This window comes from Phytoamicus setariae (genome assembly GCF_016722925.1).
GTDB lineage: Bacteria > Pseudomonadota > Alphaproteobacteria > Rhizobiales > Rhizobiaceae > Rhizobium_E > Rhizobium_E setariae.
In genome coordinates, this window is the sequence record NZ_JAEQNC010000015.1 from 39,510 (window position 1) to 65,045 (window position 25,536).

At 58.8% G+C, this 25,536-nt stretch carries 26 protein-coding genes and 1 tRNA gene; 15 read left to right on the forward strand and 12 right to left on the reverse strand.

The window, feature by feature from the left end:
• The first annotated feature begins 5 nt into the window (after window positions 1-5).
• The 5 genes from JJB09_RS22000 (at window position 6) to JJB09_RS22020 (ending at window position 5,102) form a co-directional block, all read left to right on the forward strand.
• On the forward strand, window positions 6-851 hold the full coding sequence (locus JJB09_RS22000) for a carbon-nitrogen hydrolase family protein (protein ID WP_201663334.1): 846 nt from the start codon (window positions 6-8) through the stop codon (window positions 849-851).
• Between the two features lie 5 nt (window positions 852-856).
• Window positions 857-1,285, forward strand: coding sequence for a DUF1178 family protein (locus JJB09_RS22005; RefSeq protein WP_201663240.1), 429 nt, complete (start codon window positions 857-859; stop codon window positions 1,283-1,285).
• A gap of 130 nt (window positions 1,286-1,415) precedes the next feature.
• The gene (locus JJB09_RS22010; protein ID WP_246748887.1) at window positions 1,416-2,267 is read left to right on the forward strand and encodes a DMT family transporter; all 852 of its coding nucleotides are present in this window, start codon (window positions 1,416-1,418) and stop codon (window positions 2,265-2,267) included.
• A gap of 139 nt (window positions 2,268-2,406) precedes the next feature.
• Window positions 2,407-3,822 (forward strand): lipopolysaccharide biosynthesis protein, encoded by a 1,416-nt coding sequence (locus JJB09_RS22015; protein WP_425523763.1) that lies wholly within the window; start codon window positions 2,407-2,409, stop codon window positions 3,820-3,822.
• A gap of 2 nt (window positions 3,823-3,824) precedes the next feature.
• Window positions 3,825-5,102: a GNAT family N-acetyltransferase gene (locus JJB09_RS22020; protein WP_201663243.1), complete on the forward strand. Its 1,278-nt coding sequence runs from the start codon at window positions 3,825-3,827 to the stop codon at window positions 5,100-5,102.
• Window positions 5,103-5,158: 56 nt separating this feature from the next.
• Here the strand turns inward: JJB09_RS22020 and JJB09_RS22025 are convergent, their stop codons facing one another.
• Both JJB09_RS22025 and JJB09_RS22030 read right to left on the reverse strand, forming a co-directional pair.
• Window positions 5,159-6,085, reverse strand: coding sequence for a prephenate/arogenate dehydrogenase family protein (locus JJB09_RS22025; protein WP_201663244.1), 927 nt, complete (start codon window positions 6,083-6,085; stop codon window positions 5,159-5,161).
• A 51-nt stretch (window positions 6,086-6,136) separates the two neighbouring features.
• Window positions 6,137-6,892 (reverse strand): class I SAM-dependent methyltransferase, encoded by a 756-nt coding sequence (locus JJB09_RS22030; RefSeq protein WP_201663245.1) that lies wholly within the window; start codon window positions 6,890-6,892, stop codon window positions 6,137-6,139.
• Window positions 6,893-6,986: 94 nt separating this feature from the next.
• Here JJB09_RS22030 and gloB point away from each other — a divergent pair, with 94 nt between their 5' ends.
• The 3 genes from gloB to JJB09_RS22045 all read left to right on the forward strand — a co-directional run bounded on the left by gloB (window position 6,987) and on the right by JJB09_RS22045 (window position 9,062).
• Complete coding sequence (gene gloB / locus JJB09_RS22035; protein ID WP_201663246.1) at window positions 6,987-7,757, forward strand: hydroxyacylglutathione hydrolase; 771 nt, start codon at window positions 6,987-6,989, stop codon at window positions 7,755-7,757.
• A gap of 3 nt (window positions 7,758-7,760) precedes the next feature.
• A complete protein-coding gene (locus JJB09_RS22040; protein ID WP_201663247.1) occupies window positions 7,761-8,402 on the forward strand; it encodes a DNA-3-methyladenine glycosylase family protein in 642 nt (213 codons plus the stop codon).
• 102 nt (window positions 8,403-8,504) lie between these two features.
• Window positions 8,505-9,062 carry an HNH endonuclease gene (locus tag JJB09_RS22045; RefSeq protein WP_201663248.1) on the forward strand — a complete coding sequence of 186 codons (558 nt, stop codon included), beginning with the start codon at window positions 8,505-8,507 and terminating at the stop codon, window positions 9,060-9,062.
• Window positions 9,063-9,123: 61 nt separating this feature from the next.
• Here JJB09_RS22045 and JJB09_RS22050 read toward each other — a convergent pair whose 3' ends face one another.
• A complete protein-coding gene (locus JJB09_RS22050) occupies window positions 9,124-9,624 on the reverse strand; it encodes a disulfide bond formation protein B (protein ID WP_201663249.1) in 501 nt (166 codons plus the stop codon).
• 13 nt (window positions 9,625-9,637) lie between these two features.
• Window positions 9,638-10,228 carry a YqaA family protein gene (locus JJB09_RS22055; RefSeq protein ID WP_201663250.1) on the reverse strand — a complete coding sequence of 197 codons (591 nt, stop codon included), beginning with the start codon at window positions 10,226-10,228 and terminating at the stop codon, window positions 9,638-9,640.
• A gap of 175 nt (window positions 10,229-10,403) precedes the next feature.
• Here JJB09_RS22055 and JJB09_RS22060 point away from each other — a divergent pair, with 175 nt between their 5' ends.
• Both JJB09_RS22060 and JJB09_RS22065 read left to right on the forward strand, forming a co-directional pair.
• Window positions 10,404-11,357, forward strand: coding sequence for an aldo/keto reductase (locus tag JJB09_RS22060; protein WP_201663251.1), 954 nt, complete (start codon window positions 10,404-10,406; stop codon window positions 11,355-11,357).
• Between the two features lie 96 nt (window positions 11,358-11,453).
• Window positions 11,454-11,538 (forward strand) — tRNA-Leu (locus JJB09_RS22065).
• Window positions 11,539-12,374: 836 nt separating this feature from the next.
• Here JJB09_RS22065 and JJB09_RS22070 read toward each other — a convergent pair.
• On the reverse strand, window positions 12,375-13,961 hold the full coding sequence (locus JJB09_RS22070; protein ID WP_201663252.1) for an adenylate/guanylate cyclase domain-containing protein: 1,587 nt from the start codon (window positions 13,959-13,961) through the stop codon (window positions 12,375-12,377).
• 805 nt (window positions 13,962-14,766) lie between these two features.
• Here JJB09_RS22070 and JJB09_RS22075 point away from each other — a divergent pair.
• A complete protein-coding gene (locus JJB09_RS22075; RefSeq protein WP_201663253.1) occupies window positions 14,767-15,438 on the forward strand; it encodes a DUF938 domain-containing protein in 672 nt (223 codons plus the stop codon).
• 195 nt (window positions 15,439-15,633) lie between these two features.
• Here JJB09_RS22075 and JJB09_RS22080 read toward each other — a convergent pair whose 3' ends face one another.
• The gene (locus JJB09_RS22080; RefSeq protein ID WP_201663254.1) at window positions 15,634-16,056 is read right to left on the reverse strand and encodes a hypothetical protein; all 423 of its coding nucleotides are present in this window, start codon (window positions 16,054-16,056) and stop codon (window positions 15,634-15,636) included.
• 255 nt (window positions 16,057-16,311) lie between these two features.
• On the opposite strand from JJB09_RS22080, the gene JJB09_RS22085 reads away from it, so the two are divergent.
• Window positions 16,312-16,560, forward strand: a complete 249-nt coding sequence (locus JJB09_RS22085; protein ID WP_201663255.1) for a hypothetical protein — start codon at window positions 16,312-16,314, stop codon at window positions 16,558-16,560.
• 535 nt (window positions 16,561-17,095) lie between these two features.
• Here JJB09_RS22085 and JJB09_RS22090 read toward each other — a convergent pair.
• Complete coding sequence (locus tag JJB09_RS22090) at window positions 17,096-17,893, reverse strand: DUF72 domain-containing protein (RefSeq protein ID WP_201663256.1); 798 nt, start codon at window positions 17,891-17,893, stop codon at window positions 17,096-17,098.
• A 288-nt stretch (window positions 17,894-18,181) separates the two neighbouring features.
• On the opposite strand from JJB09_RS22090, the gene JJB09_RS22095 reads away from it, so the two are divergent.
• Window positions 18,182-19,849 carry an AMP-binding protein gene (locus JJB09_RS22095; protein ID WP_201663257.1) on the forward strand — a complete coding sequence of 556 codons (1,668 nt, stop codon included), beginning with the start codon at window positions 18,182-18,184 and terminating at the stop codon, window positions 19,847-19,849.
• A gap of 16 nt (window positions 19,850-19,865) precedes the next feature.
• Here JJB09_RS22095 and JJB09_RS22100 read toward each other — a convergent pair whose 3' ends face one another.
• Window positions 19,866-20,870: a DUF2125 domain-containing protein gene (locus JJB09_RS22100; RefSeq protein WP_201663258.1), complete on the reverse strand. Its 1,005-nt coding sequence runs from the start codon at window positions 20,868-20,870 to the stop codon at window positions 19,866-19,868.
• Window positions 20,871-20,909: 39 nt separating this feature from the next.
• Here JJB09_RS22100 and JJB09_RS22105 point away from each other — a divergent pair, with 39 nt between their 5' ends.
• Window positions 20,910-21,455 carry a gamma-glutamylcyclotransferase gene (locus JJB09_RS22105; protein WP_201663335.1) on the forward strand — a complete coding sequence of 182 codons (546 nt, stop codon included), beginning with the start codon at window positions 20,910-20,912 and terminating at the stop codon, window positions 21,453-21,455.
• Here the strand turns inward: JJB09_RS22105 and JJB09_RS22110 are convergent.
• The 4 genes from JJB09_RS22110 to ftsE form a co-directional block, all read right to left on the reverse strand.
• The gene (locus JJB09_RS22110; protein WP_201663259.1) at window positions 21,437-22,237 is read right to left on the reverse strand and encodes a lysophospholipid acyltransferase family protein; all 801 of its coding nucleotides are present in this window, start codon (window positions 22,235-22,237) and stop codon (window positions 21,437-21,439) included. The two genes, JJB09_RS22105 and JJB09_RS22110, sit on opposite strands and share 19 nt — an antisense overlap.
• Window positions 22,238-22,303: 66 nt before the next feature.
• Window positions 22,304-22,966, reverse strand: coding sequence for a YdcF family protein (locus JJB09_RS22115; RefSeq protein ID WP_246748889.1), 663 nt, complete (start codon window positions 22,964-22,966; stop codon window positions 22,304-22,306).
• Between the two features lie 58 nt (window positions 22,967-23,024).
• Complete coding sequence (locus JJB09_RS22120) at window positions 23,025-24,029, reverse strand: cell division protein FtsX (protein ID WP_201663260.1); 1,005 nt, start codon at window positions 24,027-24,029, stop codon at window positions 23,025-23,027.
• Window positions 24,022-24,681: a cell division ATP-binding protein FtsE gene (ftsE, locus tag JJB09_RS22125; RefSeq protein ID WP_201663261.1), complete on the reverse strand. Its 660-nt coding sequence runs from the start codon at window positions 24,679-24,681 to the stop codon at window positions 24,022-24,024. The genes JJB09_RS22120 and ftsE overlap by 8 nt, the downstream gene beginning before the upstream one ends.
• Window positions 24,682-24,834: 153 nt before the next feature.
• On the opposite strand from ftsE, the gene JJB09_RS22130 reads away from it, so the two are divergent.
• Window positions 24,835-25,491: a hypothetical protein gene (locus tag JJB09_RS22130; RefSeq protein ID WP_201663262.1), complete on the forward strand. Its 657-nt coding sequence runs from the start codon at window positions 24,835-24,837 to the stop codon at window positions 25,489-25,491.
• Window positions 25,492-25,536: the final 45 nt, after the last annotated feature.

The window sequence follows — 25,536 nt, forward strand, 5'->3', positions numbered from 1 at the left end:
ACACGATGACCAAGGTTGCTGCGATACAGATGTGCTCCGGAATGGACCCGGCCCGAAATGTCGAGCGGTTCGAGGCACTGGTGCGCCAGGCGCACGCGGCCGGCGCCGTCTATGTCCAGTCGCCGGAAATGACGGGATCCCTTCTGCGTGATCGCAAGGCATTTGCCGAAATACTCCGGCCCGAGGAGAGCGACCTCGTCGTCGCCAAGGGGGCGGCGCTTGCCCGCGAACTCGGCATCCACGTCCATGTCGGTTCGACGGCGATTGCCATCGAGGACGGCGCGGTCGCCAATCGTGGCTTTCTTTTCGGACCGGACGGCAAGATCGTCTGCCGCTACGACAAGATTCACATGTTCGACGTCGATCTCGACAATGGCGAGAGCTGGCGCGAAAGCGCGACATACCGGCCGGGCACCGAGGCACGGATCGCCGAACTGCCATTTGCAAAACTCGGATTCGCCATCTGCTACGATGTTCGGTTTCCGCAACTGTTCCGTGCCGAAGCGCTCGCCGGCGCCGAGATCATCAGCCTGCCCGCCGCCTTCACGCGGCAGACCGGCGAAGCGCATTGGGATATCCTGCTGCGTGCTCGGGCGATCGAGAACGGTGTCTTTGTCGTTGCCGCCGCGCAGGGCGGGGTTCACGAAGACGGCCGCGAAACCTATGGACACTCGATGATTATCGATCCCTGGGGCAAGGTTCTGGCGGAGGCATCGGGTTCGGGCGAGGCGGTCATCGTTGCCGATCTGGACCTTTCAGCCGTCGCGGTAGCGCGCCGGAAGATTCCCAATCTCAAGAATGCACGCGAGTTCGATGTCCGTTCGACACCACTCGCCGAAATGGTGGGCTAAACAAAGTGATCCGCTATTCGCTCCAATGTGACAACGGCCATGAGTTCGAAGGATGGTTTGCTTCCAGCGCCGACTTCGACAAGCAGGCTGCAAGCGGCTATGTATCCTGCCCGCATTGCAATTCGTTGAAAGTGGGCAAGCTGCTGATGGCTCCGAATGTGACGACCGGACGCCAGAAAGACGAGATCAAAGCGCTGGTGATGGACAATTCACGCCGCGAGGTCATCGCAAAAATCAAGGAAGCGGTCAGCGAGATCCGCCGAAATGCCGAGGATGTCGGGGAGAAGTTTCCCGAGGAGGCGCGCAAGATTCACTATGGTGAATCTGAGGCGCGCGGCATCATTGGCCAGGCTTCGGTCGATGAAGCCGAGGCACTGATCGACGAGGGGATCGAAATTGCCGCTTTGCCTCATTTTCCAGATGACGTGAACTAGCGGAGCCGGCGACTCCCACTGGAGTGGCAGGCCAGCGTGCGCTTCCGTTTCCGGTTGTCGTCTTTGCTCTGTACATCCGATACTTGAACGAGATAGACCCCCGTCGGGTTCGAGCATGGGGGAGATTCGGATGCAGTTCGGCAGTGCCAACAAGGCAGCAGCGCTTATCGCGCTCATGTCATTTGCCATCTTTACCGGCGCTGATGCCTCCGTGAAGTTGTTGAGCGATCGGTTCAGCGTCTTTCAGGTTACCTTTGTTCTCACCAGCTATGCGGTTCTTTTCATAGCAGCCTGGGCTTTGATTGCCGGCAAGGCCGCGGCGATTGTTCCCAAGGCGCCGCTTTTTGCCAGCGTCCGCGGCATCCTGCTGGCGACCGAAACGCTGCTCATCTACTACGCCTTTTCCACGGTGCCGTTGGCGGAGGCCTATGTGATCGCGTTCCTCGCGCCGATCATGGTGGCGGTGCTGGCGGTGATCTTCCTCGGCGAACGGATGTCCATGTGGGGTGCGTTGGGCGTTGCGCTCGGTTTTGCGGGCGTTCTCGTGGTCATGCAGCCCGGCCGGTCCGAGATTGCGCTTGGCCATGTTGCCGCAATTTTCTCGGCGCTGATATTCTCCATCACGCTGCTGATGCTCCGCCGCACCAAGGCGCATGAGGACGACCTGGCACTGGCGGCAGTGCCACTCGTCATTCTGGCGCTGATGGCGGGATGTTTCCTGCCGTGGGCCGGCGGCTTTCCGGCGCTTGACCTTAAAGACCTGCTGATCTTCATGCTCGGCGGCTTCTGCCTGTTTCTCGGGCATACCTTGCTGGTGAAGGCATTCCGGGTCGGCGAGGCATCGGTTGTCGCCCCTTTCCAGTACAGTCAGATCATCTGGGGCAGCGCCTTCGGGCTGGTGCTGTTCGGCTCGCCGATCGAACTGACGACGATGCTGGGTGCGGCCATCATCATCCTTTCCGGATGGCTGGTGCTGAGATAGCGAGAGCGGATCGGGATCGGGATCGGGGCATTTTACCGATTTCCCTTCGCGCAGACAGAGCTTCCAAACCGTCTGTTAACCCAGCCATGGCTATGATCGTACTCTAGTTTTTTTGTTTTAGAGTCGGGTTTTGCGTAACATGGCCATTCTGCAGGCATCCGCTAAGGATCTGCCGGACAGTCGCCTTGCAAGGTTGAAGAACCTTGCAGGCAAGGTCATTGCATACCTGACTTCGAGGGACGGGGAAGGCCGTGCCGGCCGCATGGCCCTTGTCGCCTTCATCATCCGCATCGTTTCCGCAGCCATCGCCTTTGTATCACAAATCATCCTCGCCCGGCTGATGGGAGAGCACGAATACGGCATCTTCGTCTTCGTCTGGGTACTGGTCATCCTGATCGGCAACCTTTCGTGTCTGGGCTTTCATTCCGCCCAGATCCGCTTCCTGCCGCAATTCGAGGCAATCAACGATTTCGAACGGGTACGTGGCCTTGCCATTACGGCGCGCGTGTTTGCCCTGGTGTCGTCGACCGCCGTCGCACTGCTCGGCTTCGGTGCCCTGCACTTGTTCGGTGGTTACATCGAGAATTACTATGTTGTGCCGCTGTTCATCGCGCTGTTCATCCTCCCGATGGTGGCGCTCGGCGACACGATGGAGGGGACGGCGCGCGCCAACTCCTGGGCCTTTGTGGCGCTCAGTCCGACCTATCTCGTCCGGCCGATGCTGATCCTGCTGTTCATGCTGGGATTGATCTATGCCGGCGAGCCGCAAACTGCCAAAACGGCCATGCTGGCCAGCCTGGCGGCGACTTACGTGACGACGCTCGGCCAATTGTTCAACATCAAGTCGCGGTTGCGCAGACGCTATGAAAAGGGCCCCGTCCGGATCGAATTCGCGGACTGGTTCCGTGTCGCACTGCCGATCTTCCTGATCGAGGGATTTGGGTTTCTGCTGACCAACTCCGACACAGTGGTGGCCGGACTGTTTCTCGACCCGACCGATGTCGGCATCTATTTTGCCGCGTCAAAAACCATGGCGCTTGTCCAGTTCGTCTATTTTTCCGTCAAGGCCGCGTCCGCCCCGCGTTTCTCGGCGCTCTACGGCGCCGGTGATCATCTCGAACTCAGCCGCTTTGCCGGTCGTACGGTGCGCTGGTCGTTCTGGCCCGCGCTGGCCGTCGGCCTCGTCATGCTTGCGGCAGGCAACCTGTTGTTGTCGATGTTCGGTCCGGGCTTCACGGCAGGCTACAGCGTGCTGGTGATCCTGTTCTTCGGTATTCTGGCAAAAGCATCGGTTGGCCCCGGCGAGGTTTTGCTGACGATGGCCGGCGAGCAGAAGCTCTGCGTGAAACTCTATGCGGCGGCGCTTGGCGCCAATGTTGTCCTCAATGTCGTGCTGGTGCCGCAATACGGCATCAACGGTGCCGCGCTGGCGGCAGCCGGCGCCATGTTCATCGAGGCAGCACTGCTGCACGTGGCCGTGCGGCACAAACTATCGATCGTACTTTTCGCATTCGCGCGGCCGGACAGCCAGCGCGTGCCTGCAACGGGAGCTTGATGATGGCGCCTGCGCCTGTCTACCACGAAGAAACTTTCCAGGCGTCGATGAATCTCGCGCATGGCAAGCTGGGCACGATTGAATCGGCTCCCACGCCGATGCAGACGCTTGATACGCCGCGCGAGGGCCGGACGCTTTCGATCTACCACACCGCCGCAGGATACGACTTGCAGGAGGAACTGGATTTCCTCTCCCATCGGGCCATGGAGCCGAATGTCTTCTTTTCCAGTCGGTTCCTGGCGCCTGCCATGCCGCGTCTCGACGATCGCGAGATACGCCTGGCCATCATCCGGGATGAGGACAAGCGCCGCAGCCGGTTGCGGATGCTGATGCCGTTCTCGATCGAAAAGCCCGGCTTCTCGATCGGAACGCCGATCATTCGCGTCTGGGCAAACCCGTTTGGACCGCTCGGCACGCCGCTGGTCGATGCCGAAGGCGCGGCCGAGACCATCGATCACATGCTCGAAGCGCTCGGCCGCGACGACGCACGTCTCCCGCTGGTATTGGTCATGCCCGACCTCAGGCTGAGCGGACCATTCGCGAAGCTGGCGCGGGCGATTGCCGTATCCCGTAATCTGCCGATCGACGTCAGTTCCACCTCAAAGAGACCGATGCTCGAAAGCCTGAAGGATGGCGACAGCTACCTCCGGGGCTCGATCAAGCCGCAGCATATGCGGGAGATGCGCCGGCAATGGGCGCAGCTGGAAAAGTTGGGAGAGCCATCGTATTCCGTCGCTCGCCAACCCGGCGACATCAGAGCCCGCATGGAGGAGTTCCTGCTTCTCGAGGCCAGCGGCTGGAAGGGCAAGAAGCGTTCGGCGATGCTTTCGGATCGCTACCGCGCGGCGTTCGCACGCGAGGCAATCAACAATCTGGCCGAGATCGATGGCGCGCGCATCCATACGATCGATCTGGACGGCAAGGCGATTGCGTCGATGATCGTGCTGATCATGAATGGCGAGGCCTATACCTGGAAAACCGCCTATGATGAGAATTTCGCCCGGTTTTCACCGGGCAAGCTGCTCGTCGCGCAACTGACGGATTGGCATCTCGATGATGCCAATATCGTGCGTACCGATTCCTGCGCGGTTGCCGATCACCCGATCATGAGCCGGTTCTGGCAGGAACGCGAGGAAATCGGCACGCTGGTTATCGGTCTCAGGGAGAACTCCGACCGCGAGACCCGGCAGGCCGCGACACAGCTGCATCTCTATAAAAACACGCGCAATGTCGCCCGCTTGATCCGCGAGAAGATCATGTCTCTCGGCCGCAAGGGCTGAAGCGAGATCAAGGATAGTGGCTGTTGCCAGGGACCGCTGTCCAGCGATCCTTGGTGCTACTTTTCGTGCCGGATATGGCGACCGAAATCCGCCTCGGCGATATCCTGACCAGCTTCGATGATCGAACGGCGAACGGCGCGCGTGCGCGTGAACAGGTCGAACAGTTTATCGCCTTCGCCCCAGCGTATGGCCCGCTGCAGGTAGGCGAGATCTTCGGAGAAACGTGCCAGCATCTCGAGGATCGCATCCTTGTTGTGCAGGCAGACGTCGCGCCACATTACGGGATCGGATGCCGCCAGGCGGGTAAAATCGCGAAAACCGGAGGCGGAATACTTGATGACTTCGGATTCGGTGACGGTTTCAAGATCCTCGGCGGTGCCGACGATGTTGTAGGCGATGATGTGCGGCAGATGCGAGACGATCGCCAGTACCTTGTCGTGGTGCTCCGCGTCCATTTCATCGACACGCGAGCCGAGCGACTCCCAGAACGAGCGCAGTTTCCGGACCGCCTCCGCATCAGTATCTTCAACGGGCGTCAGGATGCACCAGCGGCCTTCGAACAGGTCGGCAAACCCGGCATCCGGGCCGGAATGTTCGGTACCGGCAACGGGGTGGCCGGGAATGAAATGCACGCCCTCGGGCACGAAAGGCTGCATCTGGCTGATGACCGAGGCCTTGGTGGATCCGACATCGGTGAGGATTGCGCCTTGCTTCAGGGCCGGCGCGATCTGTTCGGCCACCGCTCCCGATGCGCCGACCGGTACCGAGACGATCACCAGGTCTGCGTCCTTGACGCATTCGGCGGCGCTTTCGGTATAGAACGTCCCGAGCTCGAGCTCTTCGGCCCGCGCCAGCGTCAGCGGGCTGCGCGTCGAAATCGAAATCTCGCGGGCAAGGCCGTGAAGCTTGATGGCTCGGGCGATCGACGAGCCGATGAGGCCGATGCCGATCAGCGCAATCTTGTCGAACTGGAAATCACTCATGGTCTGGAAATTCCGATGGGTAGGAGACTGGCCAAAGCAAATAGCTGCCGCTCAGTCCTTTGTCGAGTGCCCGGCTCTGGTCGTTGGAATGCCGTGCGGCGCCAAAACCGGCACGAACACGCGGCGAGACGCGCGGGTGAAGACCGGCAAACCCTGGTAAAGCCGCTTCTGCGCTTCCACCGCGATCACGCCGGAAAAGACCGGCATCAGTCGCCGGCCGAGCGGCTCCATGCCATGAAAAAGACTCAGCAGCCAGCGGGTGCGGTAGGGCGGAAAGAACAACGCGTCGGAAAACCCGCCGGGAGTGAAGTTCGTTTCCCGGAGCAGCGTGGTCAGCTGGCCGCGCGAATAGGGGCGCCCCGCGCCGAACGGGGTGTGTTCGAAACGCGCCCAGACGCCGCGCCGGTTGGGAACGGCAATCACCAGCCGCCCGCCGGGGGCAAGCACCCGCCACAGTTCCTTCAGCATCTCACGCGGGTTTTCGGCAAACTCCAGCGAATGAACCAGCAAGATCCGGTCGATACAGGAATCGGGTAAGGGAAGTTCTTCATCGAACACCAGCGCTGTTGCCGAGAGCCCACCGGGGGGCCAGTTCACGGCACCCTGCCCGGCAGGCATGAAGGCGAAGGTACGTTCTGCATCGCCCCGAAACCGCTCGATATAGGGTAACGTATAGCCCAGCCCCACCAGCCGCTCGTCCGGCATGCGTGGCCAGAGCTTCGCCAGCGCGTGGCTGATGGAGGCCTCTGCAAGCTGACCCAGCGGGGAAAGATAAAACTGCCTGAGATCGACGATATCTGTATTCATTGGCCAAATGTATCCTGACCGGGTTGGACTTCAAGGCCGGACCAACTAAATCTTGACCTTGGAGCCTGTCAGAACAAAAAAGGGATGAACGACGATGAGCGAACTTCAGATCGAGCTCTTCAACTGCCGAAGCGACAATTTCGGTGTGCTGATCCATGATGCGCAATCGGGCAAGACCGTCTCGATCGATGCACCGGAGGAAGCGCCGATCCTGGCAGCGCTGGATCGGCGCGGCTGGACGCTCAGCGACATCTTCACCACCCATCACCATCCCGACCATGTCGAAGCCAATCTCGCGCTCAAGGCGCGCTTTGACGTCGAAATTACCGGTCCCAAGAACGAGGCCGACAAAATCCCCGGCATCGGTTTCGCCTTTGGCGATGGCGGTTCGTTTGCCTGGGCAGGCCATCCGGTCAGGGTTATCGAAACGCCCGGCCACACGGCGGGGCATATTTGCTATTATTTGCCGGAGGACCGAATCCTGTTTTCCGCCGATACGCTGTTTGCGCTTGGCTGCGGGCGGCTTTTCGAGCGCCCGCCGCGCGACATGTGGCAATCGCTGTCGAAGCTCAAGGCCCTGCCCGGTGATACCGTGGTCTATTTCGGCCACGAGTATACACTGGCGAACGCGAGGTTCGCGCTGACCATCGATCCACACAATCAGGCGCTCGTGTCCCGTGTGCGCGACATCGAGCGGCAGAGAGCCGAAGGGGTGTTCACCGCCCCGACGACCATCGAACGGGAGCTGCAAACAAATCCGTTCCTGCGCGCGGACGATCCCGCCATTCGCAAGCATCTCGGCATGGAAGGTGCAGAAGATTGGGAAGTGTTTGCCGAAATACGCGCCCGCAAGGATAGATTTTGACCGATGCAGCCGATTCGAGATGGCGCCGATATCGAAAGGGCCGTCGCCGACATTCTCCGGATCGACCCCGAGTTCGCGCGGGTGATCGACCATGCAGGACCGATCCCGCTCCGCCACACGCAGGCGGGGTATCGGGGGCTCGCGGCAATCATCGTCTCGCAGATGGTGTCGCGTGCTTCGGCGGATGCAATCTGGGCCCGGCTTGAGGAACTGACGGGCGGTGTGCAGCCCGATGTGATGCTTGCTCATGAAGTGGCGGCCCTGCGCGGCATCGGGCTTTCCGGCGCCAAGGAGGCGACGCTGCGCCGCCTGGCAGAGGCATGCCGCGATGGGCTGGATCTCGAAACGACGGCTTATCTGACGGCAGAGGAGGCCTTTTCGCGTCTCAGGGCCGTCAAGGGCATCGGTCCCTGGACTGCCGAAGTCTACCTGCTGTTTGCCGCGGGACATCCCGACGTGTTCCCGTCGGGGGACGTGGCGCTGCAGGCCGCCTTTGCGCATGCCTATGGTCTTGAGGCCAGACCGACGGAAAAAGAATTCCGTGCATTGGCCAACAGATGGCAACCATGCCGTTCGATTGCTGCGCGCGCCCTTTGGGCTTATTATGCCCGCGTACTAAGGCGCAATGGCGTGCCTGTTGCCTGAAAGCAACAGGAGCAAATAACTCATTCTTTTCAGGGCTTCACAATCCTGTTGCAATCCGCCTAGTATGAAGAACAGGGAAATCGAATCGGTCTGGGAGCTTCCATGACGATTGCAGTGTCACCCCAGTCTCTTCCGGCGTTGGTCCTTAATGCGGACTACCGGCCTCTGAGTTATTACCCCTTGTCGCTATGGTCCTGGCAGGACGCGATCAAGGCGGTCTTCCTTGACCGTGTCCACATCATCGCCGAATACGAACACTCGGTTTCCTCACCCAGCTATTCGATGAAACTGCCAAGCGTCGTCTGCCTGAAATCCTACGTGCAGCCGTCCCGGTATCCGGCCTTCACCCGTTTCAACGTTTTCCTGCGCGACAAGTTCGAATGCCAATATTGCACGTCCGATGACGATCTGACCTTCGACCACGTGACGCCGCGGGCGCTCGGCGGCCAGACGACATGGGAGAACGTGGTGACGGCGTGCGCACCGTGCAATCTGCGCAAGGGCTCGAAGCTGCCCAAGCAGGCAGGCATGTTCCCGCACCAGAAGCCCTACCGACCGACGGTGCAGGACCTTCACAACAACGGCCGGCTGTTTCCGCCGAACTACCTGCATGAGAGCTGGATGGACTATCTCTACTGGGATACCGAACTGCAGCCATAATGGCGTATCCGGGCAGCCCAAGCCCCTCATCCGGCTTTCAGCAAGCGGCCTTGCCGCTCCTTCAAGCGCGCTTTGCTGCGCCCCGAAACCCGATTGCTGCCAGCACCAGACTGACGATCACGTTCCAGCCGGCGAAGGACAGGCCGAGCACGCGCAGCGTGGCGTCGGTGCAGGACGGACCGTGTTGGGTGTTGATATCGTCGAGCAGGCTGCCGGCGTTCTTGGTCACCGCATTGACCGAGGTCGAGCAGGTCGCGGGCCCTTCCCAGAAACCCCATTCGACGCCGGCGTGATAGACGCCGAGGCCGGCGCCAACCAACATCAGGATCGCGGCGATACCGAGCAGTACCCGTGTCACTTTCGAGGGCAGGCCGAAGAGTGAGGAAAGCACGGCCAGCACAGCCACCGGAATGCCGACATAATAGGGATCGCGCTGCAGCAGGCAGAGCATGCAAGGGACGTAGCCGCCAAGATGTTCGAAGCCGAGAGCGGAAAAAATGACGACGATCATTCCCACCAGCAGCAGGATCGAGGCGAAGAGATGGGGACGCGTTGCGGTCATCAGGCAAATTCCGTCAGTGTTTGAGCGCGAGATAGGCGACATAGGCGAGAATCAGCGCGCCAGCGGCCAAACCTGCAATCAGATTGAGGCGTTTTTCGATGAAATCGCGGATCGGCGCGCCATAGCGGGCGAAGAGCCAGGCGAGCAGCATGAATTTGCCGCCGCGGGCCACGACCGCCGCGATGAAGAACAGCAGCAGGTTGAACTGCAGAACGCCAGCCAGGATGGTGACGATCTTAAGCGGCGGCAGGTGGGCCGCACCTGAGGTGACGAGGAAAAGGGTCACCAGTTCGATGTTGACGGCATGCTTCAGCGACTGGAATTCATCCATCTTGCCGTAGAATTCGAGAATCGGCCGGGCAATCGCCTCGAAGGCATAGTAGCCGATCATCCAGCCCGCCACGCCACCGAGGATGGACCCCACCGAAGCGATGAGCGCATAACGCCAAACCTTCTTGGGATTGGCGATCGCCATCGGCAGGAACAGCACTTCGGCCGGGACCAGAAACACCGAACTTTCGATGAAGGCGATGATGAAGAGCCATAATTCGGCGGACGGACGTTCGGCGAGGCGGAGGGTCCAGTCGTAGAGTCGCTTCAGCATGAAAGGTTCCGGTGATAAGGCAGTCACGTCTTTATGACGTCCGGGCGCGGTTTGTAAATCGCCGCTGTCGCGGGTGTCTACACTTTGATGTGATGGACAGCGTACCAAACCGGGCGGAACGGGCCGACGCCTTGGGGCACGTTAGCTCTTGCCATCTAGCGGAAGGAGCGACACCGTGGAAAAACGCCCCTTGGGAAAAACCGGCCTGGACATCGCCCCCCTCGCGCTCGGCGGCAACGTCTTCGGATGGACAATTGACGAACAGCAGAGTTTCGCGGTGCTCGATGCCTTCATCGATCATGGCTTCAATGCGATCGATACGGCCGATGTCTACTCGTCCTGGGCACCCGGCAATAAGGGCGGCGAATCGGAGACCATCATCGGCAAGTGGCTGAAGGCTCGACCGGGCATGCGTGACAGGGTGGTGATATTCACCAAGGTCGGTTCCGATCTCGGCGGCGACCGCAAGGGCCTTTCCGAGCGCTGGATCCTTCGTGCTGCCGAGGATTCGCTCAGGCGGCTGGGTGTGGAGACGATCGATCTCTATTTCTCGCACTGGCCTGATGAAACGCCGTATGCGGAAACGCTGGGTGCCTATGAAAAGCTGCTGAACGCCGGCAAGATCCGATCCATCGGCGCCTCCAATCTCGATGCTGCCCAGCTCGGCGAGTCACTCAAGGTCTCGCGCGAAAACAACCTGCCCGCCTATCAGGTACTCCAGCCGGAATATAATCTTTATGCCCGGTCGGGCTTCGAGGGACCGTTGCGCGATCTCTGCATCGAGCAGAATATCGGCGTCGTGAACTATTACGGCCTGGCTTCGGGTTTCCTGTCGGGTAAGTACCGTAACGCGAAAGATCTCGAGCAGAGTGCGCGGGGAGAAGACGTTGCGACATATCTCAATGCGCGGGGTTTTGCGGTTCTCGATGCCTTGGACCAGGTATCGGCCGCTCATGGTGTGAAGCCTGCGGAAGTCGCGCTTGCCTGGCTGATGGCGAGCCCGGGAATTACCGCGCCCATCGCCAGCGCCACGCGTGTCAGTCACGTGGAGAGTTTCGCGCGAGCGGCAGATCTGGCCCTGTCCGATGAGGACATGGCGGTTCTGAACCGGCCCGGCGTCGCGGGGTGAGGCAAAAAGGCGACGATGGCTTCAAAAACCGGTTGACCGAGGGGCGTTCCTTCGTATAGTCCGCCGCTGTCTCCGTTGAATATTCCTTCACGGCTTGCCCCATTGGCGGAACTGGTAGACGCGCTCGACTCAAAATCGAGTTCCGAAAGGAGTGCTGGTTCGATTCCGGCATGGGGCACCAAGAACCTCTTGGTTTATCAATAACATAGCGCGAAATCAACGGGTTAAGCTTCCATCTGCTACGGCAAACTGCTACGGTGGAGGCATGGAAGACTTGTCTGAATACCCTTGGCTGGCTCTTCGTGGCCGCACCTACTGCATCCGGCCCATAGTACCGGCGGACATCCTGCAGGCGCCTCCCGTCTCCCCGGTGCCTCACCTATCGGACCGCTGAACGAGACGAAAACCCAGAATTCCTACGTACAGGAATACGATGCCGATCACGACCAAGAACAAGTTCATCCCCAACGCTAGCAGATATCCAAGAGGGGCAGTGCTAACGCTATAGGCGTGAGCGCCTCCTCTGCCGCCTAGCGTTACAACGCCAGTGGATAGGGCTTGTACCGTCTTGAAACCCCCTGCTACGAGGAAAAGAAGTCCTGGTAATGCGATTAGCAGGATGTACAACTGCTTGCGTTTAGCTCGCTCCTTAATGCTTTCGTCCATACATCTTCTCATATGTGGGGGCTTCAGTGGTTCATGCTTGTTCACATGGCCCAGATAATACTTTTTCGACGCACAGGGACTGAGAAAAGCCGCGCTGTAAACTTGTTGATGCGAATGACAGGTCTGCACCGAAAGCGACCAACGTTTGCAGCGCAGCTAAAAGAAGCAATGGGCGACAAGCAGAAGTTAACTCAACTTGCTCGTAAGGGGCGCACATACTACTCCGGCAGCCCCGCCTTCCGCAGGGCATCAATCAAGTGTTGCTGAGCTTCTGGGCGTGCGTAGTGCAGTACCTGGATCACATTCCGAAGCGATAAATCCGGTTTCACCAGCTTAACCTCGGCGATCACCTCACTTGCACCAGTTAAGTCGCCTAATTGCGCGCGCGGCGGCTAGATACAAGAAGCCACTGGAGCGCTGTACAGGGACACTCTCGAGCGCTTCTACTGCGTCAGCATATCGAGCGAGGTCAAAGAGCGTCAGGCCGCGAACCGCTGCAAACCAATCGGGCACGAAGGGGCCCAAGTCTATGGCGGCATCGATTGTGGCCAACGCATCGGCCGGTCTGCCACTGGCGCGCTGCCAGTTCGCGTAGTCGCCCTTAATCTGCATATCGGCCGGATTGAGTGTCAGCGCCCTGTCAAAATGGAAGCGTGAACGGTAATGGTCGCCTGTCCAAAGGTAGTAGAGCGCTCTTGCCCAATGAGACGTGGCGTCGTTGGCATCTAGTTCCAGCGCTTGTTTAGAAGCGCTCTCCGCCTTGGCCATCTGATCGTCATCGAGCACAATGACATTGCTGATGGTAAGAGCTATCGCCAGCCAGGCATGAGCAAGTGCAAAATGCGGATCGACGGCAATTGCGCGCTCAAGCAGGGGTACGGCTTCGGCATCACGCTGATGGTCACATAGATTGCGGCCTTGTAACAGACAGTCGTAAGCCGACCAGCTAGTAGTTGGTTTTGCACGGGCTTTTGCTGCTTCTGCAGCGTACATACGGCCCTCCAGCATTGTTACGATTGCGGCCACAACAAGGTCCTGGACAGCGAAGATATCCTGCGCATCGCGATCGTAGCGGTCGGCCCAGACGTGATTGCCGGTTATGGCATCGACCAACTGGGCTGTGATGCGTATTCGCTCGCCCAATTTGCGTAGACTACCCTCAACTACATAGGCAACGCCCAGTTCCCGCGCTACTTCGATATGACTTTTTCCTTTGTTCGCAAAATGAAACGACGCGTGGCGAGCTACTACGGATAGGCCGCGAAAGCGGGCGAGTTCGGTAATGATATCCTCGGTGATCCCATCGGAAATGTACTGTTGCCCGGGATCACCACTCATGTTGGTAAATGGCAGTACTGCTATGGACGGTTTGATACGTTCTACCGCTGTTGGTCGCACCGATGTTCCTGAAGGAGCTCCCAGACTATAGACCCGGACCGGCTGGGCGATATTCTTGAGTTGCTGCTCACCCATGTCTTCAAACGAGAGATCAAGGCGACTTCCTACGTTGTCATGAACCATGCTGGTGACTGCAATGCCGCCCGCCGGGGCAAGTCCCTCGATCCGCGCAGCGACGTTCACGCCTTCACCGAAAACATCGCCATCCTCAGCAATCACATCCCCCAAGTTGACGCCAATGCGGAGTTGGATGGCTCGGTCCTCTGGCAACTCTGCGTTCCGTGCTGCCATATCCTTCTGTAATGCAATTGCGCAGGCCACGGCATTCACGACGCTGGGGAATTCCGCGAGAAAGCCATCCCCCATAGACTTAAACAGCCGACCTTGGTGCTCGGCGATCCTAGTTTCGATCACTTCGGCGCGGAGGTTCCGCACGACCGTCAGAGTGCCGTCCTCGTCCACACCCATGAGGCGACTGTAACCGACTACATCGGCTGCAAGGATGGCAGCCAGACGGCGCTGAAAGGACTTCTCCACCACTCGATAGTGCCCCAGTTGGTCACCTGGGCTCCCGTGCAGATCTTGGTTGATGACACGATAGCACAGCCGCGCCTGGTCGCAACCAGTGGTCCCAGAGCGAAGTCAGGCTGCTAGGCGTCATGCCTGCTAGGGGCCAAAAGCGGTTATAGGCGCCCGTTCGCTTTGGAGGGCTATGCAAGGGCAGTTCAGACGCCTCTCGTGCGAAGGTCAGGGCCGGATAGCAGAGAGGTAGTCTGCACCGCCTCCGCTCACGCCCTCAACTGCTCCTGCTTCAGAGATGCGGCCACGCTCGGGGCTTCTGGCCACCACGATCTTAGCGAAGATCTCGGGTTGGTTCGGCTGATAAGCCTTGGTGATGAACCAGCGTAGGAAGAGGTTGGGGTTTGCAGGGTCACACCGCCTGTCGGGGCCCGCTCACAGCCAACTCTGATCACCTTGAAGGTGCTACGGCAAACTGCTACAGAGAAGCCAGCAGGTGCGAAGCTAACACATTGATTTAACAGCATGTAAGGCGGTGCCTTGACCCCGGCATGGGGCACCAAGAACCTCTTGGTTCATCAATAACATAGCGTAAAATCAACGGGTTCTGATCTCGTTAGGTGGGGCGTAACACCTACCTCGTGAGGTTTCCTTGTTCTATATCCGAGAAACTGGAAACCCCTTTCGGCCCCGAGCAAGACGTTCGCTTGCTCTCGGCCCAACCCACGCCCATGACCCATTCGGGAAGTCCAAAATCCCCGGGATACAGGTCCATCATTTTCACCTATAATGCGGGAAACATCATCCCAAGGCGATTTAACGACCCATGTCCGAAGAGAACGACAACCGCCCACCTGTAGCGCTTGAACAACGTGGCGTAAGCGCCGACCAACGCATGTTCTCGCCTTCGGCTGCGCGAAATTCGGCACCGATCCTTGCGGTCCTAAAGCGTGTTCTTCCGACACATGGCCTCGTGCTGGAGATTGGCTGCGGGACTGGCGAACACGCGATGTGTTTTGCGAAAGCGATGCCCAACCTCACTTGGCAGCCAAGCGATCCGGATTGCGACGCCCGCGCTAGCACCACCAGCTGGATCAAATTTACGGGGCTAAACAATGTTCTTGCACCGCTTGATATAGATGTGTGCTCAAGACTATGGGGCGTGGAGCAAACGGCGCCGTTTGACGCCATCGTGTCGGTCAATATGGTTCATATCGCGCCATGGGAGGCAAGTTTAGGATTGTTTGCAGGCGCTGGCCGTTTGCTCTGCTCTGGAGGGGTGCTTGTTCTCTACGGCCCATTCATGCGTAACGGCGTACACAACGCCCCCTCGAACGTCGATTTTGACGCCTCTCTAAAGGCGCGCAACCCATCTTGGGGTGTGCGTGATATTGCTGATCTTGAACGTGCGGGTGAGGCCTCTCAACTCAGTCTTCGCGAGACGATAGAGTTGCCTGCCAACAATATGTTGCTTGTCTTCTCCCGCGGTAGTGCCTGAACGAGAGCTTTGGGGGCCGCAAATATCCGGACTTGGTCCAGCCCCCCGTGGCTGGTCTTGCCTTTGGTTACGAGAAGCGCACACCATCGATGAAGAGGTTTTTGGAAATAAGGGACGGTCTCATGCCGGTTTCGACCCGTACCGAATAGCCGAGTCGAATGTGGTCGATCATGTCATCCTCAGTGCGCACCTTACTCAGGGTGCGGTGTTAGGCGGTTGGCAAGGTACGCTTGCTCCGTTGCGTTTCTGAAAATTTAAGGATTTCTCCACACGGACGATATCTCTCCTCGACGCCTTGCCTTCCTCAAGTATCAGCATACCTGAAGGTTCCTCACTTCCCGAACAAGCTCTGCGAAGGGCCATGAGAACAGGGCCGTTGATGAACATGTAACGACCAAGATCAACGCAGTTGGGTTGTCCTGTGTCAGTCAGATTGCCGTTGGGATCACACCTTTCAACGTAGGGGAAATCTTCTGCTGCGGCTGAAAGCCGATTAACAGCAGCGGTCGTACTAAAGGTTTCCCAGAGGAACCATGCGACAACAGCGACGCAGCCAAGAAATACATTGAGCCTGTAGAGACCACGAGCAACGCTAGGACTGCCACCGTCTTCCTGCATTTTGTACTCCTCTGTGATCAGGGCCAACGTCCGCTGTTGTCATACAGCTATCATGTCGCAGCGCGCGATGGCATCGAACTATTTCCTGCCGACACGTGAGCGGCACCGAATTGCTGATTGTTTCGGCCTGCCCCTGCTGTGCTGAGACTCTTTCAATCAAGAAATAAAAATTCGAGAAGCTTCATGGAACCGCATGCGGTCTTCGTTGTTTAGCAGCGAGAGGGCTACGATCTCAAACTGATGTGGAGAGAGTCCATGAATCCCCAGGCCATCTCAAAATTTGCCGCGCTCGTGGCGGTATGCCTGCTGGCCCTGTCGACGGCTGTCTACGCCGGCGGCAATGGTGGCAAGAACGGCAACGGCAACCGCAACAACGATGGCAACAGAAATCACCAAAACAACGATTCAAGCATCCTGCTGCCGTTCCACGACAACGGGTGCGCCGTTGGCAACAAGCCGCCGCCGCCGGGCGCGAATTGTACGAATCGAGACACGTCCTGGTAATCGGCAGCGGAAATTCAGATCATCGACTCATCGAAGGAGCCATCCGCGCATTGAAGGCGAATGGCTCCGATCCAATTGATGTTGGCTATTCCAGCTAAAGCCGGCCACGCCTAAGTTCGGCCTCCGGACTAATCCAGTACCCACCAATGACGCAAGTATGGCTGAATTCTCAGGATGGCTGGAGACGGCCTAGTCGATCGGCCGCAATTCTTTTACGGCTGTTACCATCGGGTTCATCCGTTTCACGTTCATGTTATCGTGTCGGTTGAGCATTTAAGGAACTGCTATTATCCGCTATTCTTTGTTGTAGACGGCTATGTTGCCGTGACACTGGGAGAACGCTGATGAAATCCCGACCTTTCTCAAGCTGTGTTGCGCTGGCTCTTCTATCTCTTCTCGCGCTGTCGACATCAGTATATGCCAGCAACGGTTGCGCTGCCGGCAACGACCCTCCGCCGGGGGCAAACTGCTTTGGCAGATGACGGCTGGACAAAATACGAGTGATGTCTGTTCGATGCGGCTGCCATGAGTATTCTCAAGCCCTCTTGATCAACTCCATCGCAGCCGCAGGGTTCTTGTCCTTGAAGCCGCTGATGACATAGAGAAAGACGTCTCGCGGTGATGGATCTGGTTGGTCGGCACCATATGTCGTCAGTCCCGCCGGGACTTTGCCGGAAGCCCAATGCTTTGCCCGCTCTGCCCAACGGTCGAGTTCTGCTGGGGAGTAGCCGTTTTCTTCGCTTTCCGATGTGCCCATGATGCGGACATAGGCGAAGGGCGCCGTGATATCGGCAATCTCGGGAAATTTCGAATCGCAGGAGGCGATTACCGCGACGCCATATTGGCGAACCAGGGCCACGAAATCAGGCGCGCAAAAACTCTCGTGCCGGACCTCGACGGCATGCCGGATCGGCCGGCCATCCACCGATTTCGGCAGCAATTTGAGAAAGGCCTCGAAATCGTCCGGGTCAAATTTCTTGGTGGCCATGAACTGCCAGTTGATCGGCCCCAGCTTGTCCTTGAGTTCCATGACGCCGCCGGTAAAGAATTTTTCGACCGATCCACCCGCCTCGGCCAATATCTTGCGATTGGTCGCAAACCGCGGCGCCTTCAGGGCAAAGACGAAATCGGCCGGCGTTTCATCATGCCATTTGGAAAAGCTTTCGACCTTGATCGAGCCGTAATAGGTGCCATTGACTTCGATCGAGCTAAGCTTGCTGGCGGCATATTCGAGCTCCCGCTTCTGCGAGAGCTTCTCCGGATAGAAGGGGCCGCGCCAGGGCTCGAAAGTCCAGCCGCCGATTCCGATGCGGATCTTGCCAACGTTGCTCATGGGTTCCCTCCTGTCCTGCCGATGCAATTTCTAGTGCCGGATCGCCTGTACCGCAAGCAACCCGAAAAGATTTCCCGAATGCCGGACGTTCTACAGAGGGCGCCGGTCACGATATGTCAGCATCCTCGTGCGCTGCGAGGAGTCCGATGCCCTTCTTTCGGCATCGACAAATCATCGAACTCAGGCTGACACCATGACGGAATTGTGAAAGATATTTCAGTCTTGAACAATATTTCCCGTTGCGCAAAAAAAATGCTATTGCATTGCACAAAGCGCGGAGTTTTGTGAATGTTCCTGCCCAAAAGCGATGATTATGATCGCCTGATCGGCGATTTCCGGTGGGAAATCCCTGAAAAATTCAACATTGGTCGGGCAGTGACTGATGACTGGGCCGAGCGCGACCCCGCCCGTTTGGCGCTGCAACATTATTCTGCCGACGGCAACCACCTCACGATGACCTATGGTGCGCTTCGGGATCGTTCAAACGCGTTTGCAAACGGGCTGGCCTCGCTGGGCATCAAACCGGGCGATCGCGTTGCAATCCTGTTGCCACAAAGTTTCGAGACGGTGATTGTGCATGTGGCGATCTACAAGCTCGGGGCTATTGCCCTGCCGCTGGCACTGCTGTTCGGTGCCGATGCGTTGGAATATCGGCTGAGGGATTCCGGGGCGGTGGCTATCGTCACCAACGAATTCGGTCTGGCTAAGTTGGATGGCATTCGCCAAGGCCTGACTGCCTTGGGCCATGTGATTGTCACCGGCGAAGGCGGGAGAGCCGGTTCAGTGGGGTTCGACAGCCTTTGTTCCAGCCATTCCACAGATTTCGAGGTGGTGGATACGTCGAAGGACGACCCGGCGCTGATGATCTATACGTCGGGCACGACTGGGCCGCCAAAGGGCGCTCTGCACGCCCATCGCGTGCTGCCGGGCCATGTGCCCGGTGTGCAGATGGCGCAGGAATTTATGCCGCAGCCGGGAGACAAGTTCTGGACACCCTCCGACTGGGCCTGGGCCGGCGGACTGCTCAACTGCCTGTTGCCGGGCCTGATGATGGGCGTGCCCTCCGTCAGTTCGGCGGCCCAGAAGTTCGACCCCGAACTTGCCTATCGCATCATGGCCGAGACCGGCGTTACCAATGCGTTCATCCCACCCACCGCGCTTAGATTGATGGCGTCCGTCAAAAATCCGCGCGAAAAATTCGAGCTGAAGCTCAGGGCGATCGGCTCAGCAGGAGAATCACTCGGCCGGGAGACCTACGAATGGTCCAGGCGTACGCTCGGCCTGACGGTGAACGAATTTTATGGCCAGACGGAATGCAATATCGTGCTTGGGTCGATGGTATCTCTCGGCGTCAGCAAAGCCGGTGCTATCGGCAGGGTCACCGCCGGCCATGAGGTAGCTGTTATCGACGAAAAAGGCCTTCCGCGCCCGGCAGGCGTGGCGGGTCAGATCGCTGTGCGTCGCCCCGACCCGGTGATGTTTCTCGGCTACTGGAACAATCCCGACGCCACGGCAAAGAAATTTATCGGCGATTGGATGCTGACCGGCGATATGGGCGTCATGGATCGCGATGGCTATGTCGAATTCTTTGGCCGGGATGACGACGTCATCACCTCATCTGGCTACCGGATCGGTCCGGCGGAAATCGAGGACTGTCTTCTGTCCCATCCCGCAGTGCAGCTTGCCGCGGCGGTGGGAAAGCCCGACCCGCTGCGCACCGAGATCGTCAAGGCCTATATCGTGCTCGCGGATGGCAATGCGCCGTCGGAGCTTCTTGCGGCGGAGATCTCTGCCTGGGTTAAGACGCGATTGTCGATGCATGAATATCCACGCGAGGTGGAATTCATTGAAGCCCTGCCACTGACAACGACCGGCAAGGTCATCCGCCGCATCCTGCGAGACAGGGCGATAGAGGAAAGCCGGATTCCTGAACCGATGCAGGCAAATCTCGGCTGACCGGAATATTCCATTCTCAGATCGGCGGGATATGCCCGAGAGGGAGAAGGCTCAGGAAAATCGCGCCCTTGCGCACCTCAAGCTTGACGGTCACGCGGTCCTTGCCCTTGGCGAGCCCCTTCAACAGTATCGCGACGCCGGATATCGTGTCGCCAGCCTTCGGAAACAGGCGGCGCAGGTTATTCTCCCAGAGGTCGAGTTTCTCCAGCGTCGTCATGAATGTCCCCGAAATCAGCCCATCCTCGTCGATGGTGAACGGGCCACTCATTTCGCCGTAGATACCTTCCGGCGTGTCGATCTTGAAACTGGTTAGCTGACCCGCCATGGCCTTGGACGCCAGCGGCGCCCCCTGGAGCAGTTCACCCTTGCCGATCAGCGTCAATTCGATGGAACTAGACAACGGCGACAACAACGTGGTTGCCGCACCCTCTGTCAGTGTGAAATCATGCGCAAGGACGGCGACTTCGAGATCGCCGTTGTTTTGCCGCACGTGAAACTGGCCGTCTTTCGACTTGGCGAAAAACGTATTGTCCAACATCGGCGAGCTAAGCCGGACGGAGGGAGCTGCAGCTTCGGCCGAAAACGTGCTGAGGCCGGAAAGTCCGGCCCGCAACGACGCCCGCAGCGTTTGCCATTGTGCGTCCACCGCGCTGCCGTCGCCGAAACTGACTTCGGCTGGCCCCTCCAGTTCGACGACTGCCGCGCCGGGATTGTAGATTCGGGCCGCGGCACGCATTGCACCAGCCGCGAGCGCGTTGCCGGCTGGCACGTCCTCGAGCGCAGTCTTGTCGCAGGTAAAGCCGATCAGGAACGGAAAGCCGCCGGTCGAAAATTTGTCACAGCGGATGTCGACGACACCCTGTCCGGGATGATTGAGAATGCCGCCGAGAAAAGTCTCGAATTTGCTTGCAACATAGAACCAACCGGCGGAATAAAGGACAACGGTGATCGCCACGATAATTCCCAGCAGCCGAATTTTACGGGCTGCCGGAGATAGTCCGGCGCTATCGCGCGTAGCCATACATTACTCCTTTGGATGGAATCACATTTTCACATGCCAATGCCTGCGGATATGGACGAATTTTGGGTGTTTGGCTATGGATCGCTGATGTGGCATCCCGGCTTCGAGTTTGAGGAGCGGCAGCTTGCGGTGGTGCGTGGCTATCACCGGGCGCTGTGCATCCATTCCTGGGTACATCGTGGAATCGAGACCGCCCCGGGCCTGGTACTGGGGCTTGAGCGCGGCGGCTCCTGTAAAGGTGCGGCGTTCCGCATTCACCTCGACAGCCGCGATGGGGTTGTCGACTACCTGCGCGAGCGAGAACTCGTCACCAATGTCTATCTGGAGCGGTTCATCCCGGTGCGACTTCCGGATGGTCGACGCGTCACGGCCATCACCTATGTCGCAGACAGAAACCACCGGCAATTTGCCGCCGGTCTCAGTGTCGATGCCGCAGCCCGCATTGTTGCAAATGCAGAGGGAAAATCGGGCCGGAACTCGGATTATGTGCTGAACACCGTGAGCCATCTGCGCGAACTCGGTATTCGCGATCAGTGGATCGAGGATGTTGCCGACAGGATGTTGGCCTATTCGGCCGCCGGCTGACCGGCGGCGCGGATAGCTTCGAGCCGGATGCGGGTGACCTCCGGCAACGGCACATGCGGATTGATCCGCACGGTTTCCATCAGCAGGTCGTCGCTCGCCTTTTCCGTCACTTTGATCAGATGCCGGAAGAACGTGGTCGCTGACATGCCGGGTTCGATCGGTTTCAGGATTTGGATCTTCACATGGCCGGGGTAGCGGAGGAAACTGTGCCGCTGCCAGAATAGGCCGGGATGCATCACGATTGGCACAACCGGTACCTTGAGATCCGTATAGAGCCGGGCGATGCCGAACTTGTAATCGGGCTCGTCGCCGGGCGCCTTTCGGGTGCCCTCGGGATAGATGATCAGCTCACGGCCGTCGGCAAGCTCCTCGTGGGCCCGTGCGACCATTTCGGGAATGGCGCGCGCCTTGGCGGCGCGATTGATCGGGATCATCCTCTGCTTGGCGGCATACCAGCCGAAAAGAGGGATCCATAGCAGCTCCCGCTTCAGAATGTAGACCGGATCAGGCAGCGTCGGGATCAGCGCGAACGTATCCCAGAAGCACTGATGCTTTGCCGAAATGATGTAACCGCCTTCCGGCAGGTTTTCGAGGCCGTCGATTTCGTAGGTCAGGCCGATGATCTTCTCGGCCAGCCAGAGATTGACGCGTGCCCAGTTCTTCGGGATCTTGTAGGCGATCTTGCGCGGCAGGAAGAAATAGATCGGCGTGAAGATGATCATCTGGACGATGAAGCTCACATAGAAGGCGAGCTGGAAGAGGCCGGAGCGCAGGTGGATCATGCCGAAGTCCTGGGTGAAAAGGAGTTTCCTGCTTAGCGGATCATGACGCCGAGGAAAAGAGCGGTTTTAGCGGCTGATGCCGGTCCAGTCGCGGCTCTCGACGAGCAGGAACTTCACATATTCCGACGCGAGGGTTCTCAGCAGCAACGGATTGGCAGCGATGTCCGAAAGCGACAGGTCGCTTTCCACCGGATACGGAATGAAGGTCGAATGGTCATCCGCACGGCGAATTTCCGCCAGGCTACGCGGCATGTGGTAATTGTTCGTGACGAGGATGACGCTTTTGAAATTATGGGCCTTGATCCAGCGAGTCGTTTCCGAGGCGTTGCCGGTGGTATCTACCGCTTCGTGCCCGATGTCGACGCAGCATTCGAATAGATTGGTAGAGCTGCGGGTGAGCACCCGGATATGGTTGCCCGTGGTGGCCGGATTGACGCCCGAAATCAGCAGCCGGGTCGCGGCGCCTTTGGCGAGCAGCTGAACGCCCTGGTCCACGCGCTGGTAGCCGCCCGTAAGCACCACGATCGCATCGGCCTTGGGATCGGCGGGAGGTTTCATGGATGCGACATGCTGGTAGAAAAGCAGGAAACCGCCGACAAAGGCGGCGAGCGCTGTTACCAGCACATAGCCAACCGAGCGCAGGAAAAAGCGCGCGAGCCGCATTGCGATGCCGGAGGACAGCATCCGCTCGCCATTCACCTCTTCCCGCATTTCGACGCCGCTCGTCATGATTCTTTCATTTTAATCAAACTTTAGGGCGTTATATAGGCATGTCTGGTTGAATGAGCTATTGCTGATATTGATCGAGGCGGCCGGGATCGGATCTGATATGATCGATCTCGTCGATCGTGCGCATCACCGTGAAGCGGGCGGTCAGCGTCGTCAGGGCAGCAATCACCATCATGGTCAGGAAAATGCCGGCATAACCCGTCCAGTCGATGGTGAAGGAGCCGAATAGAGCGGCTGCCTGATCGCTTTCCGGGGTGGCGATGGTGCTGGTCTGCCACCCGCCCGCGACCGCAAAGCTCAAGGCCGCGAGGAAGGCGCCGGCAAGCGAGCCCTTCAGCGATATCAGCAGGAAGTGTTTCTGGAATTCCTGGGCGACGAAGGACGATTCGGCCCCGACGAAGTGCAGCACTTCGACGATGTGCCGGTTGCCGGCCAATGCCCCGCGGGTGGCGAAAATCACCGTCAGCACCATGGCAAAGAACACCAGACCCAGCACCGCCGAGCCGATGACGACGGTTGTCCGCGCCATTGATACCAGCCTGTCGACCCAGGTGCGGTGGTCGTCGAGATACGCTTGTGGGATCTTCTTTTGCAAGGCGGCGCGCATGGCCGCGAAATCGGGCGGGTTCTGCTCGTCAATGGTGATCACCACCAACCGCGGCACGGGCAACTCGTCGATGTCGAGGCCAGAGCCCAGCCAGGGTTCCAACAGGCGTGCTGTGGCTTCCCGGTCGAGGATGGTTCCGGTCTTCGTTCCCACGAAGGACAGCGCCAGTTCCCGCGCGTCGAGCAGCGCCTTTTCCATGTCGAGCTTGTCGTCCGGCTTGATCTGCAGGGTGATTTCCCTGGAGATCTCGCTTGCCCATGAAGCCGCTGTCGAGCGGATGATGCTGACCGCACCGATGGTCAGGCAGGCGAGAAACGACATGATGATGATGACAGCCAGCAACGCGCGGCCCTGAACGCTTTGCTGTGGCACGATGGAGGCGGTGCGGCGCAGCGTGATTTCGCGGCGCTGCGGCTCCTTGCGGGCAGGCTCCCTGACGGTGTTCGTATCATTCATAGAGATCGAGCCGTCCGCTTGTCAGGATCATCCGCCGCGCCTGCACCTGGTCCATCAACGTCAGGTCGTGGGTGGCGATGACCACGGCCGTGCCGAAGCGGTTCAACTCCATGAACAGCTTGAGAATTCTTTTTGCCATCGGTGGATCGACATTGCCTGTGGGCTCGTCCGCCAGGAGCAGTTCGGGCTGGTCGATGAGCGCCCGGGCGATTGCCACGCGCTGCTTCTCACCGCCCGAGAGCACCGGCGGCAGCACGTTTATGCGGTCGCCCAGCCCCACCCATTTGAGCAGTTCGAGCACGTCGCTGCGGTAGGTCGACTCTTCCTTGCCGCGGACCCGCAGCGGCAGCGCCACGTTCTCATAGGTGGTCAAGTGATCGAGCAGGCGGAAATCCTGAAACACGATGCCGACCCTGCGGCGCAGCATCGGCAGTTCGGTCCGCGGGATCGTCGACATTTCGCGGCCGAAAACGCTGATCAGGCCACGGGTCGGCTTCAACGACATGAACAATAGCCGCAGCAGTGTCGTCTTGCCCGCGCCGGAAGGTCCCGTCAGAAACTGGAACGATTTCTTCGGAATATCGAAAGTCAGATCCTTGAGGATCTCCGGCCCCATTCCATAGCGCAGGCCAACATTTTCAAAATGAATCAATGTTTTGTCCAGTTCCTGCGCACGCAAGGGGATGTGTTAAGGCGCTGATTTGCGAAGCATTAACCATATCAGTTTACTTCTCGTAAACATCAAGTTCAATGGCGGCATTTACGGGCGGTTGCCCGCAATGCCCCGTCAAGCGAGGGGTAACCCATGCAGGCACGAAAGCAAACAGTGTTTCGCACCATCGATGCTGCAGATTTCCTGGTGCCGGAACCACAACGCCGCAGAGCAGCGGCAGCCGAGGCTCGCCGCGAGACAATCGAGGACGCCGTTTTCGAAGTTGTCGCGACGGGCGTGCACCGCGCCCGCGTCAACGACAATCCACGTCGTGGCGCGTCGTCCTCGTCATCGCCGGTCATTCTGCCTGTGCTGACTCAGATCGTTGTGCGCATGACGGCCATCATCGAGCGCCAGCTGCTGAAATTGTCGCCACAGGGCTTCATGCTGTTGCTGGGGACCGTGTTTCTCATGGTGTTCTGGGCGTTTGGCGGGTTTTCGGCGCTGAGTTCCAGCAAAGTGACGGCGGCACCCGAGGCATCCTTCTCGATTCGGGGTACTTCGTTTGCGACTGAGGATGCCAACGGCATGAAGGTGCTTGTCGTACGCGGCCAACTCGTCAACGACTCGGAGACAACGCGTGACGCACCTCTGCTGAAGGTGGTAAGCGTGGATGGATACACGATGTTCGGAACAATTGTGGTGCCCGTCGATGAAATCGGCCCCGGGGCAGAAATTGCATTTTCCAGCCGCTTCAAGCTTGATGGTGGAAAATCCGGCGATATCGAGATTATTCCTGCCGAGAAATGATGCGACTGGCGCAAGCATGTGTTAACGCTGGCGACAAACAGTTAC